The organism is Novipirellula herctigrandis (assembly GCA_007859835.1).
Taxonomy (GTDB): domain Bacteria; phylum Planctomycetota; class Planctomycetia; order Pirellulales; family Pirellulaceae; genus Novipirellula_A; species Novipirellula_A herctigrandis.
Window position 1 is genome coordinate 8,207,963 of record SJPJ01000001.1, and the last position, 13,223, is coordinate 8,221,185.

The window sequence follows — 13,223 nt, forward strand, 5'->3', positions numbered from 1 at the left end:
TTGGCTGGCCAGTGCCGTTGGCTGCCAACAACGTTCCTTTCATCTCTCACATTTGTTCCCATGGCTAAGTCACAATCTCTCAACCAACTCGTTGTCGCAATTGCTTGCTGTCTGTTTTTCAGCGGAGAACTCCTTGCTCAACCCGACGATTCGTTTGGTGGCCCGGCGTCGAAGTCATCGCTAACAACGGATAGTGGGTATCTTTTCGTGAACGGTGAATATGTTTCGCCGCCGTATCAACTAGAGCTTGGAAAAGATGTAATCGTTATCAATGGCACCGAGTACAGTCAATCGGATTTTGATCTGTCCGAATATGAAAATCGAGGTTGGGGAGCAGGCAGACGCGGCGGAGGGATTGATTGGCCTCGCGGTGATGTTGGGCCTCGCGGTGACGGTGGGCCTCGCGGTGATGTTGGGCCTCGCGGTGATGGTGGGCTTCGCGGTGATGGTGGGCTTCGCGGTGATGGTGGGCTTCGCGGTGATGGTGGGCCACGCGGTGATGGTGGGCCTCGTGGCGGCGGTGGGCCTCGCGGCGGGTTTCAAGCAAGTCCGTTGACGAGCCTGTACCGCGACATCGGAAAACTGAAACAAAATTGTGTTGTGATCCTCACTTCAAATCAGAGGCGAATCGTCATGTACCCTAATTCACGTGCAGACGATTTTCTTGAATATCTGCTAGTGAAGTTAGCGGACGGTGGCGACGAGATCGAAGTTCCCAGTAGCGCAGGTGTGGGAGCCGATCGAGAAATTTGGCGACACATTGCCAGTCAATTTCAACCGACGGAAGAGTTTCTTTGTCGAGCTCAAAAACAAGTAGATGAGTTGAATGAGGCCCGGTTGATTGTTGATGGCGAAGTCGCCGTTCACCAGCTTTCGCGTCGTCTTCATTACCCATTGACGATGTTGGCCTTGATCGTTGTCGTGTTTGCGGTGGGACATCTGATGACAATCGCGCAGCCAACCTTCACAATGGATGATGCAGACCAACCGACCGACAAACTTACAGGTAACGCAATTCGCTCACTGTCGATTATCGCGATATTGTCGGCTGTTGACTTGATTTGGACCATGTTGGCACATCAAACGGGTTCGATGAGGGAACTCAATCCAATTGGCAGCAAGTTGATTGCCGATCCATTGCAATTGTTGGCGTTTAAGATGGGAGTCACTTCCTTCGCCGTCGCTATACTTTTTTTGTATCGTCGTCTGCCGCTCACACGCAAAGCGACGTGGTGGTGTTGTCTGGTATTGACGTTACTGACGGCGCGATGGCTTACGTTTCATTCGCTGTTGGCATGATCCGATTTCGATTGCGGACGATTGCGAATAACAATCCCTTGTACATTTGGGAATTCTCCGAAGGCGGGCATCACACGTACCAATGCAACGCCTGGAAAGTCTTATGGAAAACCAGGAAGAGTTGCGTTTGCGTTCCCCGGGGCCGGTCCACTCGCACAACTCATAATTCATTTTTTGGGACGCAGGTCACTTAGGTTGTTTATGCTAAGCCAGGCACTATCTGGTAAATGATGAGCTGGCTCGAACCGTGGACTTGGAATGGCTGATTTTGGGAAGAGACTTGCTTGTTGGAATCTGGTGTGCGAGACTATTTTGGGTGTGCAACACGCCCATTACCTGATTCACATCTGTGAAATGGACGTATGCTTTCCTGCCGACGCTGACTGTCTTTGCCCGTTCTTTCAAGATACCAGTCGCATCAAAATCCCACCCGAAAACTCTTAAATGAACTCACTCCTCTCAAGACGAGCGGCCCTGAAATCCATTGCAACGGCTTCGGCGATTCCGTTGTTGGGGGCAATCGCGAACGGCCAACAGTCACAACAACCTTGGCCTTTGGTTCGCACGATCACACACGGCCCAAAGCACCATTGGTTCGGCTACTACGACAAGTTGGAGTTTGATCCGACGAACCGCTTTGTGCTGTCCAATCAAACCGATTTTGAAGGCCGTACGCCACGCGATAACGATGTGATCCAAGTCGGCATGGTCGATACTGGTGACAACGACAAGTGGATTGAACTGGGCACAAGTAGCGCATGGGGATGGCAACAAGGTTGTATGTTGCAGTGGCGTCCGCAGTCTGATTCGGAAGTTGTCTGGAATGATCGCGAAGGTGACAAATATGTGTGCCGAGTGATGGACGTCAAGACGCGAGAAACTCGTACGCTGCCGCGGCCCGTGTACGCACTGAGTGCTGATGGAAAATGGGCCGTAACCTCTGATTTCGCGCGCATTCAACGCATGCGACCCGGCTATGGCTATGTTGGGCTTGACGGTAGGTACCCGCAAGAACACGCTCCGGAGAACTCCGGCGTCTGGAAGATGAACATCGAGACTGGTGAATCTGAATTGATCTTCTCGCTGGCCGACGCCGCGAAGATCGATCATATGGGCAAGTCCTTGGCTGACAAATGGAACTATTTCAATCATCTGCTTATCAGCCCCGATAGCAACCGCTTCATTGTCTTGCATCGTTGGCGTGACAGCATCGGTAGCGGTGCCAACGCCGAGCCAACCGGTCGGTTCACCACGCGGATGTTCACGGTGAATATGGACGGTACACAGCGTTACATCCTCGATCCATCCGGCAACACATCGCACTTCATTTGGCGAGATTCGACGCACGTCTGTGCTTGGACTCGGCCCGCTGGAAAGAAGGATGCATTCTACCTTTTCAAAGACCAAACCGGCGAAGTACAGATCGTCGGCGAGGGTGTAATGACGCGAAACGGTCACAACACCTATGTGCCCAATACCAACGACGAGTGGATTCTAAACGATACATATCCCGACGCAAAAACACGCGAGCAAAAGCCGTATCTGTTTCATGTGCCTTCGGGCCGCAAGGTTGAGTTGGGCGGTTTCCGCTCACCAAGGCAATACACTGGCGAATGGCGCTGCGACACGCACCCTCGCAGCAGCAACGACGGAAAGCGAGTCGCGATCGACTCGCCACACACCGGTGAGGGGCGGCAAGTGCATCTGATTGACGTTAGCGATATCGTGGCGTAGTCAGAGGCAAGACGAAAGCCGCATCGAATGTGGCCATGGCGGCCAACATTCAGGGACGAACACAGAACCAAAATGGCAAAGAGTGGTGAGTGTCGCCAAGCCGCAGAAACTCGTCGAGGCTCTTATGACTGTCTCGATCACCTCGCCCGTTTCGTTCCGATGGCAACATTGACCGCCCTAGGTTCAGCACGGCGGATCCAGCCAAGAACGGTGTCAGGTGAGACACGCAACCAGTTGGCAATCTCGGGTGGAATCAGAAAGAGTTCTAGCGCTTCGGACGTGGTCACGTCGAATTGTTTTGATTATCGAAAAACTGCCAACTGCGGTAAGTGGTCACTCAAGGCAAAAGACTCCTTGTCGTTGATGTGTAGTCTAAAGGCTCCCTCAAACAACGGCCTTGATTCCACAATCCGATCTGCGATTGGTCCAGCAGCCATGACGTAATCGATCCGCCACTGGGGAATGTCAGACTTGATCGTGGGGCCTTCGCCGTTACCGGTCTTGGCGAACGTATCCACCCATCCAGCGTCAATCCAATGTTTGTATTCGTCTGTGTCAGGACCGTGATTCAGATCGCCGATTAAAAGCATCGACCGCCCGGCATCGAGATCTGGTTTCATCGATTCGATCATTGCTCGGATCTCTCTCAGCCGAACCGAAGGATCGGCGGTTGGGTACAGATGTGCCGAATGCACGATGAGTTTTTCGTGGCCAGGCAATTTCACTGTGGCTCGCCCCCAATGCCGAGTGAACAATTCCTTTGGTCTCGCGCCCGTCATGGGTGCGTTCTGAGACTCGGTGATTTCAAACTTGCTCAACAGAGTTCCCGGCCAATTTCCGCCGCTCGGTAGTCGAACATGATTCATTCCCAGAAGTTCGGCTACTTCTTTGGTCAGTTCCTCCTTGGGTGATTCTGAGAAGTTGATGATGTCGGGCTCGTGGAGAGCTAATTCCATCGCCAGCCGCTTTGTCATCTGGCCTTTGGCAACAGCTTGCTTTGCCAAGTTGCGTTGGTGTGGCCAACCGGTGAGTCCAAAAATGTTGTAGGCGATAATTCGAAGCGGCTTGGAATTCGGTTCATCCGCGAACAAATGTGCGTTGGCTACGGCGAGACCTGCTCCGAGTGCTCCGCCGAATTGTCGGCGTGAAATTGTCATTGGCATCTCCAAGGTTATGTTCGTCCATTCTAGCCCGACTTTGCTTGCTTCGATAGAATTAAGGCAGTCAAGAACCTGTTTGAAACGAATCGAGTTGAAGTCGCCACCATGTCACACTTTTTGGCAATCACGTTCCTTTTCTTGCCTCCCATCTTGGGAATGATGAATTGCGTCACCGCTTGCGGGGATGATCCTCCATTCAAAATCACCACAAAGCGTGATGACGACAAAGCTGAAGTCACGGTCGAACAGAACAAGGCCGTCATTTCGGTTCGCAGCCCATTCGGTATCAGTCAGGCAGTCATCGAGCGCCGTAGCAACAAATGGCCGACTACCATGATGTTGCGGTTGCACCTAAAGGGACTTGAGAATCTCAAAGTTACCAGCGGCAAAGTCACTCTTGAAGCTTCGGTTTTGAGTCAGGATGGCAAGGTGCGACTCTGGAGGGACGGCAAGGAAAATTTGCCACTGGACGTGAAGCAGCCGTTGTGGATGGAGATTCGAATGGTCGACAAGGATGGGGAACCGACGAAAACAATCCCGCTGAAGGAAGGCTACTTCGAGATGAAGTTGCCCAAAGCCTTGCTTGAGGACAATCCTAAATCGATCAGGTTAAACTGGATCGATTTTTATCGTTAAGCAGGGAGTTGCAATGAATCTTTCCGTCGATGTGATTTCCGATGTAATCTGCCCGTGGTGCTACATCGGCAAACGGCGACTTGAGAAGGCGATTAATGCCGTTGACGATCAGCATGTTGACGACCCGCACGACGTGCAGGTTCACTGGCATCCCTTCCAACTGAATCCAACGATGCCAAAAGAGGGCATCCGTCGCAAAGAATATCGGATTAGAAAATTCGGCAGTTGGGCACGTTCCATGGAACTGGACGCGCAAGTCATTGCGGTTGGTGAATCCGAAGGAATTCATTTCGCTTTCGACAAAACGGAGCGAACGCCAAACACGGTTGATGCTCACCGGCTGATTGGGTTGGCTGGTAAAAACAATTGTCAGGACGCCATGGTGGAGGCACTGTTCCGAGCCTACTTCACGGAGGGAAAAGACATCGGTAATCGCGAAACACTCATTGACGTGACTGCGGAAGTTGGACTGGACCGGCAAGATGCTGACACCATGCTGAACGGTGATGATGGATTGGATGTTATCACCAACGGCAGAGAAATGTCTCAGCGGTATCATGTCGATGGCGTTCCATTCTTTATCATCAACAATGCGATCGCATTGTCGGGTGCTCAGGCCCCGGAGACTTTTCTCGATGCGTTCAAACAGGCCAATCCATGAAACGCATCAAGCCGATCTCGAAAACCCTACTGGCGATTTTTATGATCGTGGCTGGCACGATGCACTTCGTGAACCCAGAGTTCTTCCTGAAAATTGTGCCGCCCTATCTTCCGTTTCATGGTGAATTGGTGCTGGTCAGCGGCGTTTGTGAAATTCTGCTGGGTATCCTGCTGCTGATTCCAAAATGTTCGCATTTGGCGGCGTGGGGAATCATCGCACTGCTGATTGCCGTGTTTCCTGCCAACGTGTATCTCTACCAGCATCAGGACATTCTTCCCGCCTCGCCGATCATTCACCTGCTCCGACTTCCATTGCAGGGGGGCTTCATCCTGTGGGCCTATTGGCATACAAGACCGGATCGGGGCGTCGATTTAGAGAAGGAGCGGGCGTAGTGAACTCATTGCAAACCATCAAACTCACGGATGGAGGTATTCTGCTCTACGCCGAATCTTTCTTGCCTTTTGAAATCGCGGATCGGTACTTCTGCGAATTGCGGGACAACTGTGTCTGGGAACAGAAGCCGGGTATTTTCGGTCACATGCAGCCTCGTTTGACGGCTTCTTATGGGGATGAAGGTGCGACTTATCGCTATTCAGGCACCGTCAATGTCGCCCTTCCATGGACGCCGACGCTACTTGAGATCAAGGAGAAGATCGAAGCTGTTCAGGGCCAGTACAACTACTGCCTGCTAAACCGCTACCGTTCCGGTCAAGACAGTATGGGGATGCACGCCGATGACGAGCCCGAAATGGGGAACGTAATCGGGTCGTTGTCGTTGGGAGCGACTCGGAGCTTTCGGATCAAACACAACAAGACAAAGGAAACAATGAAATTCCCGGTCGGTCACGGTACGCTCATTATCATGGCGGGAACGATGCAACAATTCTGGAAACATGAGATTCCCAAGACAAAGCAACCGGTCGAAGAGCGGATCAATCTGACCTACCGGCAAATTGTTAAGCCTGCACAAGATTCAAAGGGTTCGCTTGGCGATTGAAGGGATCGAGCATGGACCGAAAAATCAATGTCCGTTTTGCGACTTTGATCCAGACAACATATTGCTCAAAATCGAGTTTGACTCTTGATCTGGGTTGGCTTTATTGTCTCGAAGGGCCATTCGCAGGTTGTTCCACGATTCCACGATTCCAGTTTGTTTGATTGAGAAATGGAGATGCAACGGGTAACGTGGAATCTTGATGCTGAGGTTCGGCTACGAGCAGCTTGAGAAGGCCCATGGTCAAGTTCGGCTGACCATGGCTGAGTTTCAGCACTTGGGGTCGGGTTGGAGAGAATTGTTGGTGGCGTAGTGGCACCGACGGCAGCGTACTTTGATTACTTCACCGCACCGCCTTGAAAGGTGAATCCGGCATTCTTGTCTGGAAATGCCGTCTGCACATTTCCATTGCAGCCTTTGTCTTTCTCACAACGCCCGTTGCCCACAAGGATGCGACCGCCAGACAGACCATCGATCCCAAAAGAACAGTCGATCTCATAGCGGCCCTCGATGCGAAAGTCAGTATCCGTGACGAGCAAAAGTTTTGGGTCGCCGTAGCAGCCTAACCACCAGCGGTCATGGGCGAAGGTCGCAGTCTGAATTCCTAGATGCGTGTGGCCGCTCTGAATGACGTGCTTTGTCAGGAACTTGAAGTTTCTGTCATACTCGTAGACGTAGTTCTCTTCGATCTCATCCGGCAAACCGCCTACAACGAAGAAGTGGCCGTCCCGAATGCCGATCCCACCTGCTCCGTGGAAGACTTCCTGCGTTTCATGTCGAGCAAGTTCGGTTAGCGTCTCAGCATCATAGACATAGACCCATGAATCGGCGTTGCCCTGTGGGTCATTAAACTTGCCGAGGTTCACAGCGACGTAGAGTTTGCCCTCGTGGAAGCAGAGATCGCCATGGTGATTGGCGACCGGCACTTGCTTCAGCAACGTCCCCTCCATGTTAGTCTTAACGACCGTCGTGGTGAACGACCAAAAGATCGACTTCTCGTCGGTGCAAACGCCTTGAAGGTGATGCTTGTACGTCCCTTCGCACAACGCTTTGAACATCTCACCAAGATTGTTGCGGACCTTGATCCACTCGACTTCAAGTTTGAATGGCCCCGATTTTTTATCGCCAAGCAGAAACCCCAGACCAGTCACTTTGCTGGGATCGAGCTTTTCGTTTGGAAAGAATCGGCCTCGCCAAGTGGCCACGAATTTGTTTTCCGGAAACTCGACTTCGATCCATTCACCTTTCTTTGTCTGAAATGATTGGCGATAGGAATACCCTCCGAGGTTGGGCTGCGTGTAGACGTTCACCGTGTACTCTCTACCGTCACCACGGACTCGGGCCACAATCACGTCGTCACTTTCCAGTGCGAGATTCCCTTGTCTGGCTCGGACCGAAGCGAAGCCGCCGTTATTCTCCAGCGACAAGCTGCCAAAGAACTGCATATTCTTGTCTTCGTTGATTTTGAAGCGACCATCAGAGCGACCGCCCATCACGCCGTCGTTCACGGTCCGCCAAGGTTTGGCGTCGTCAGGCTTGTCAAACTTGAATAGGATTCGCTCTTCAGCGTTCGCTGGCATGCCTGCTGCGATCAATAACGCTGCTAAAAGAAATGTCGCTCGATTCATTTGGCTTATCCTTTTCATCGGTACTATCTCCAATCCGGCAATCTACGCCAAACCGCCTAATTTGTTCTTGCTGCATCAAACTCTTCAGGATCAAACTTGCCTGCCCATTCTACAATGTCGTCATGTTGCTGATGCATCGGATCGGCGATGGATTTCAGGAATTCGGCGTAGCCCCAGACTCCGCAAAATGCTCGTCGTGAAACAGGCATGGTTCGTCATTGCTGTCAGTGGACTAATTGGTCAAGTATATCCAATACACCTTCAACTTCGTCGTGTGGCGAAACGTAGGTGGCTGCCTTTTTAATCTCGGCTTCGGAATTCGCTGGACATCCGAACCACGAAACACGCTCCGCGATAAACCTATCACCCATCGTATCGCCAATCCCTGCGGTTCGTTCCGGCTTGATGCTGTTTTGAGCTATCAGTCGATCTATCGCAGTCGCCTTGTTGATGTGCTGGAGATCGCAATTGATATAGAGCCAAGTCATCGAAACTCGTATCGGCCAGTTCCGTTTCTGAAACTCCTGGGCAATCGTTGGCACGATGGACCGGAGAAAAGCCGTATCGGGATGGTAGAGAGCCACCGACGCTGACTTTCCCGGTTGCTGAATCACTCCATTCGCTTCAAAAAGTGAGCGTAGAAGTTTCCGAGCCTGATGCACGACTTCCATGTGCTCGTCGGTAATGGCCGGATCACATTCGAACGAATTGTCGGCCGGTCGCCAGAGCCAGACCCCGTTTTCCCCGATACAGGGAATCAAGGTGTTCTGGATGAGCCGACAGAGACACTCGACAAAGCCAATTGGTCTGCCGCTGCAAAGCGTGACGACAGGGCGATCACGATTTTGAATCGCAAGACGGTTGTGTTCGGCGATCTTCGCCAGTCCCGAAATGTTGATTGGGGCGTGTGACTCGGGAGATAGGCAACCGTCAATGTCACAGATGACAAGATCGTATTTCCCTGTTATTCGAAACGGCATGGCCAAAACCTTGTGAGCTATTTTGTTCTGTTCGTGTTGAACTTCTTCGGCACGAGTCTGATCGATAACCTTGAAATGAGGAAGTGAGCGAGATGGCTAGATTCCAAAATATTAGCCGGAAGAATTCGCCTCAAAAGATCACACGAACGCATACCGCCAAGTTTTGTTGGGAACCTTGATTGGTCTCAGCCCAATTCTTCTTCCAGATATTCCATACCGGGGGTGACGAACGACAGTGATGCCGCCAACACCTGAAGAGTAAAGTGGGCCTATGATCACAGTGGATCTATGACCAAGTTGAGAACGCCAATGGGAAGGTCTGGCTGAACAATGAGGTGTCTCAGCACTTAGGGTCGAGGTGGAGCGTGTCGCTGGTCGGCGTCGTCGGTTCCTATGCGTATTGACGCACAGAGCTACTCCAGCGGATTGGTGATTCTTCCTAGAAACATGATTGCCTGTGTCCGGTTGTCACGAATCATGAACACAAACGGATGGTCTGCTCGGAATATGGGTGCTTGCTTCGGTTCCGTCTCGACACCGCCCCCAAAGGCCATGTTGTCAGTCGCCGCAGCCGCCTCCGTTCCTTGCTCATTCACATCAACAAAGGCTTTGTGGATCACCGCAGAAATGAACAGATCCTTGTCACCCGTCATGCCAGAGAAGTCGGCGGTATTAGCATCAAATGCCGACTTCATCCCCATGGTCTCAAGCGTGCGGCTCATTTCGAACTCGGAGGATGTATTGAACTTTGGCATGAAGACTCTTACTTCGTCTTCATGTCTGACGCTCGCCATCCATCGCTTCAAATTGGGGAAGCTAAGATTGGTTTCAAGATCAGCGAGTCCATCGACGGCTTTTGGAAGCAGCACGACCATTGACAAGCTGCCATCGCCATACGGCAGTTCGAGAATTTGAATATCGTCAATGTCGCCGTATCGGTACTCGTCGGTGCGTCGCATCATCGGGGCTTTGATCGTGTCCGTTGCCGCTAAGTGGAAGTCCTCCTCTTTGGTGAGTCTTTCTTTAAACGGGTCTCGCCAAGTGCCATAGAAGTAAACGGCATTCGTCAAAACAAGTTTGGTATGCAACGTGATTGCCCCTGCTGGGATGAGACCGGTGATCTTGTTTTCGGTTTGATCTTCAACCCATGCATTGATCGTTTGACGAGCGTTCTCACTTTGAGCGAAATCCAGCTGAGAAAGTTCCGCATCGTACTGATCACGAGTGACCCCCAAAAACTCCGGCAAGAACTCAAAGCTTTCTTGACCCCACAAGCGGTTTGCCAAATTCAGTTTGATGCCTTTGCTGGGGGCGGGCAACTTCCAAAAGTCTTGTAGCGTCTTCATCCCTTCATGCAGTCGTTCGTTGGGCATTTGGATGCGAAGCGTACTCGCTATTTCTGCCTCCGTTTCGCCAGCCGCCCCAGCGTAAGTCATCGCAAGAGCAGTCGAGATGCTGCTGGGTGAAAAGAAAAGATTTCCCTCTTTGGTTCGCAGTTGTTGGTACAAATCCAAGGCGAATTGGTTGCTACCATCTACAATTTCCGACAGGTCAGCCACGACAGTAAACAGTGGCTTGCCGGAAGGGTTCGAATGGTAGTTTTGCAGTGCAAGTTCGATCCACTTGAGATGCGCTTCGTTTTTTTGGGCCTCAGCTTCTTTCCGCCTAGCTTCTTCAGCTTGGTTGCAGCCGAGGCAACACACAGTAAACAAAATGCAGATGGTCCAAGCACGCATTGCCGTTCCTTGTTGTAAAGTAACTTTTTCGTCATTGTCAGCCTTTGAGGGTGGGAATGCAAATGGGTAACCGATTACCGAAGCTCTTGCTGCTCGACGGCTATAGCGGTGAGTGATCGCAGATTTTTGCCGAAACTTTGAAAGTCATAACACAATGTCAAACATTGTCTTCATTGCTGCCAGCCTGGATGGGTACATCTCAGACAAGGATGACGGATTGGACTGGCTTCAATCCGTACCCAGAGGCGACATCGAGCAACAGTTCATCATCGCATGTATTACCACTAGGCAATGCTTAGGCTCCTTCCCACCGATCTCGGCATACTCAAGGATTTTGACTAGAATCAATTTTACTCGTCTGCTGGGTGTCAATTGCACGGTTCTTTGTTCTCGAAGTGGTCGTTTAAATAAGACACCTGCGATGGAGTCACAGCAAGCGACACCAAAGTTAAGAACATCTTTGCGTCCCAACCGGCACTTCAACGGACAGAACTCGGATCTATTTCGGCACGTCAGATAAAATGCCTTGCGTCACTTGTAGCAGAACACCAGTTCTCAACAGAATTGTTTCAACCGGGATCCAGAATCATGAACAAAGACCCCACACGCAGCATCCTCGACCACGTAGCGGTCAGTGGTCACTACCTGTTTCCGCAATCACGTTTTGTCAAAGATCCGTTCATGGTTGATGCCGGTGATGCTGAGTTGGCGTGTTACCGAAGAATCATCGATCTCAACAACTTCACGTTGGTTCACTTCCACGGCAATGGTGAAACCGTATCTGACTACGTTCCCGACATGGCGGATCTGTTCGAGGAATTCGGGCTGAACTCGTTGTTTGTTGAGTATCGTGACTACGGTGCTTCCACGGGCGAGTCCAAGCTGGTCGCTATGTTGGGTGACGGAGAAGCGGCGATCAACGAAGCGGGGGTCACACCTGAAAAGGCGATTGTCTTTGGAAGATCAATTGGTTCGCTTTACGCCATTGAACTAGCTCATCGCCAACCGAAGATAGCGGGACTGATTTTGGAAAGCGGCATAGCCGATCCCTATGAGCGGTTTCTAGTCAATGCCGATCTTTCATCAACGAATTTTTCTGATGACGAACTCCGTGTCGAAACCAAAAAACACTTCAATCACAAAAAGAAGCTGGCTGAGTATAAAAATCCATTGCTCGTGATGCACACCGAGAATGATGGATTGATCGACATTTCGCACGCTGAGCGAAATTATAGATGGGGTGGATCAAGGCAAAAGCAACTGTTGCGATTTCCGGTTGGCAATCACAACACGATCTTCGGAAGGAACATGAAGCAATATGTTGATGCGATTGGAAGTTTTGCGCGAAGCCTTCAACGATGAGCAACTTCGTTTGTTTTGATCGACGACATTGCCGACCAAAACCACTCAAAGCGATCGCGTTACTATCGGAAATCCAGTAAAAACGCGTTGGACAACGCCATTCGTACCTGACGCCTTTCTTTCGTCAACGAGCGTTGTTGGAAGTGTCTAGACTAGTTGATCATGCGGATTTCGAGTTTTTGATAACGGGATAAAAAATGAAGACAAAATCATTCTCGATTGCCATGGTGGCGTGCGTGCTACTGGTTTCTGTGGGCTCAGCGAAAAGCGGTGATATTCCGGATCAGCCGCAGTCACTGGATTCGCGGGTATTGACCGCTGTTGATCAACACGCCACCGATGTCCGATCGCTCGACCGAAGATTCTTGGATTCGATGCGGAGCCTGGAAGAAGATTATTCAAAAGGAAGAATGAAGCTGCGAGATGAGCTCGTGAAATTGCTAAATCGAGAGCTTAAGGCGGCGACCCAGAAAGGTGGCCTAGACCAAGCCATTGCGGTGCGAGATCAAATTCGAAGGACCGAAGCTTTGGAAATCATTCCGCCTGCATCCGAAGAAAACCATGCCCCGGGTCGCGTCACCAGTCGGTCGTCACCACTCCAAGGCATCCTTGGTCGATGGCGATGGAACAACGGGGTCGATATCACGAACCTGCAAGGCGGGCGTACAAGCGGCAATGGAACTTGGCGGTCAGTGAATCCGCAAAGTAGCACTTACGAATTCCGCTGGAAAAGCATCCCTGCGGATCGTGTTCAATTATCGGCGAATGGACGAGTGCTAGAGGGAACGAAATCGGACGACCCGAGCTTTCGCGTCTGGGCCGTTCGTCTCGACTGAGTTGGACCGACAACCGGTGTGATCCCTGGTCAGATAATCCCATTGCGTCAGAAAGCTTCGTCATCCAGTGGGCCTGAAATTGCGGACTCGCGTCGCATCACCAATGGCATACGTCTCGGCGATCAGAGAGTTGATTTTAGTATCCAGCAAAGGGTCTTCGGCCATGCCGAATGTCTGCTCCGTGGGATTGGAGAAAC

13 protein-coding genes are annotated in these 13,223 nt (G+C 51.3%); 8 read left to right on the forward strand and 5 right to left on the reverse strand.

What is annotated here, in order from left to right; translation table 11 throughout:
- Positions 1 to 60: 60 nt before the first annotated feature.
- Together CA13_RS29675 and CA13_RS29680 are read left to right on the forward strand one after the other, a co-directional pair.
- Positions 61 to 1,299, forward strand: coding sequence for a DUF5658 family protein (locus tag CA13_RS29675; RefSeq protein WP_146402826.1), 1,239 nt, complete (start codon positions 61 to 63; stop codon positions 1,297 to 1,299).
- A gap of 444 nt (positions 1,300 to 1,743) precedes the next feature.
- Positions 1,744 to 3,033, forward strand: coding sequence for a hypothetical protein (locus tag CA13_RS29680; protein WP_146402828.1), 1,290 nt, complete (start codon positions 1,744 to 1,746; stop codon positions 3,031 to 3,033).
- Positions 3,034 to 3,335: 302 nt separating this feature from the next.
- On the opposite strand, the gene CA13_RS29685 is transcribed toward CA13_RS29680, so the two are convergent.
- Complete coding sequence (locus tag CA13_RS29685; protein ID WP_146402830.1) at positions 3,336 to 4,190, reverse strand: endonuclease/exonuclease/phosphatase family protein; 855 nt, start codon at positions 4,188 to 4,190, stop codon at positions 3,336 to 3,338.
- A 108-nt stretch (positions 4,191 to 4,298) separates the two neighbouring features.
- Between CA13_RS29685 and CA13_RS29690 the strand changes: the two genes are divergently transcribed.
- From CA13_RS29690 to CA13_RS29705, 4 genes are read left to right on the forward strand one after another with little or no spacing between them, the layout of a single operon-like run.
- Positions 4,299 to 4,829: a hypothetical protein gene (locus CA13_RS29690; RefSeq protein ID WP_146402832.1), complete on the forward strand. Its 531-nt coding sequence runs from the start codon at positions 4,299 to 4,301 to the stop codon at positions 4,827 to 4,829.
- 13 nt (positions 4,830 to 4,842) lie between these two features.
- Positions 4,843 to 5,490, forward strand: a complete 648-nt coding sequence (locus CA13_RS29695; RefSeq protein ID WP_146402834.1) for a DsbA family oxidoreductase — start codon at positions 4,843 to 4,845, stop codon at positions 5,488 to 5,490.
- Positions 5,487 to 5,882 carry a DoxX family protein gene (locus CA13_RS29700; RefSeq protein WP_146402836.1) on the forward strand — a complete coding sequence of 132 codons (396 nt, stop codon included), beginning with the start codon at positions 5,487 to 5,489 and terminating at the stop codon, positions 5,880 to 5,882. Before CA13_RS29695 ends, CA13_RS29700 begins: the two co-directional genes overlap by 4 nt.
- Positions 5,882 to 6,487, forward strand: coding sequence for an alpha-ketoglutarate-dependent dioxygenase AlkB family protein (locus tag CA13_RS29705; RefSeq protein WP_419195002.1), 606 nt, complete (start codon positions 5,882 to 5,884; stop codon positions 6,485 to 6,487). Before CA13_RS29700 ends, CA13_RS29705 begins: the two co-directional genes overlap by 1 nt.
- A gap of 335 nt (positions 6,488 to 6,822) precedes the next feature.
- Here the strand turns inward: CA13_RS29705 and CA13_RS29710 are convergent, their stop codons facing one another.
- The 4 genes from CA13_RS29710 to CA13_RS29725 form a co-directional block, all read right to left on the reverse strand.
- On the reverse strand, positions 6,823 to 8,112 hold the full coding sequence (locus CA13_RS29710) for a CIA30 family protein (RefSeq protein WP_419195003.1): 1,290 nt from the start codon (positions 8,110 to 8,112) through the stop codon (positions 6,823 to 6,825).
- A 56-nt stretch (positions 8,113 to 8,168) separates the two neighbouring features.
- Positions 8,169 to 8,321 (reverse strand): IS1096 element passenger TnpR family protein, encoded by a 153-nt coding sequence (locus CA13_RS29715; protein WP_146402839.1) that lies wholly within the window; start codon positions 8,319 to 8,321, stop codon positions 8,169 to 8,171.
- A gap of 15 nt (positions 8,322 to 8,336) precedes the next feature.
- Entirely contained in the window at positions 8,337 to 9,092 is a 756-nt protein-coding gene (locus CA13_RS29720; RefSeq protein WP_146402841.1) for an HAD family hydrolase, read from the reverse strand.
- A 413-nt stretch (positions 9,093 to 9,505) separates the two neighbouring features.
- Entirely contained in the window at positions 9,506 to 10,828 is a 1,323-nt protein-coding gene (locus tag CA13_RS29725; protein ID WP_146402843.1) for a serpin family protein, read from the reverse strand.
- Between the two features lie 588 nt (positions 10,829 to 11,416).
- Here CA13_RS29725 and CA13_RS29735 point away from each other — a divergent pair.
- On the forward strand, positions 11,417 to 12,190 hold the full coding sequence (locus tag CA13_RS29735; RefSeq protein WP_146402845.1) for an alpha/beta hydrolase: 774 nt from the start codon (positions 11,417 to 11,419) through the stop codon (positions 12,188 to 12,190).
- A gap of 197 nt (positions 12,191 to 12,387) precedes the next feature.
- Complete coding sequence (locus CA13_RS29740) at positions 12,388 to 13,026, forward strand: hypothetical protein (protein WP_146402847.1); 639 nt, start codon at positions 12,388 to 12,390, stop codon at positions 13,024 to 13,026.
- The last annotated feature ends 197 nt before the right edge of the window (positions 13,027 to 13,223 follow it).

Coding starts and splice junctions, on each gene's coding strand:
- CA13_RS29675 (WP_146402826.1), top strand. CDS start 61: ATGGCTAAGTCACAATCTCTCAACCAACTCGTTGTCGCAATTGCTTGC.
- CA13_RS29680 (WP_146402828.1), top strand. CDS start 1,744: ATGAACTCACTCCTCTCAAGACGAGCGGCCCTGAAATCCATTGCAACG.
- CA13_RS29685 (WP_146402830.1), bottom strand. CDS start 4,190: ATGACAATTTCACGCCGACAATTCGGCGGAGCACTCGGAGCAGGTCTC.
- CA13_RS29690 (WP_146402832.1), top strand. CDS start 4,299: ATGTCACACTTTTTGGCAATCACGTTCCTTTTCTTGCCTCCCATCTTG.
- CA13_RS29695 (WP_146402834.1), top strand. CDS start 4,843: ATGAATCTTTCCGTCGATGTGATTTCCGATGTAATCTGCCCGTGGTGC.
- CA13_RS29700 (WP_146402836.1), top strand. CDS start 5,487: ATGAAACGCATCAAGCCGATCTCGAAAACCCTACTGGCGATTTTTATG.
- CA13_RS29710 (WP_419195003.1), bottom strand. CDS start 8,112: ATGAATCGAGCGACATTTCTTTTAGCAGCGTTATTGATCGCAGCAGGC.
- CA13_RS29715 (WP_146402839.1), bottom strand. CDS start 8,321: ATGCCTGTTTCACGACGAGCATTTTGCGGAGTCTGGGGCTACGCCGAA.
- CA13_RS29720 (WP_146402841.1), bottom strand. CDS start 9,092: ATGCCGTTTCGAATAACAGGGAAATACGATCTTGTCATCTGTGACATT.
- CA13_RS29725 (WP_146402843.1), bottom strand. CDS start 10,828: ATGCGTGCTTGGACCATCTGCATTTTGTTTACTGTGTGTTGCCTCGGC.
- CA13_RS29735 (WP_146402845.1), top strand. CDS start 11,417: ATGAACAAAGACCCCACACGCAGCATCCTCGACCACGTAGCGGTCAGT.
- CA13_RS29740 (WP_146402847.1), top strand. CDS start 12,388: ATGAAGACAAAATCATTCTCGATTGCCATGGTGGCGTGCGTGCTACTG.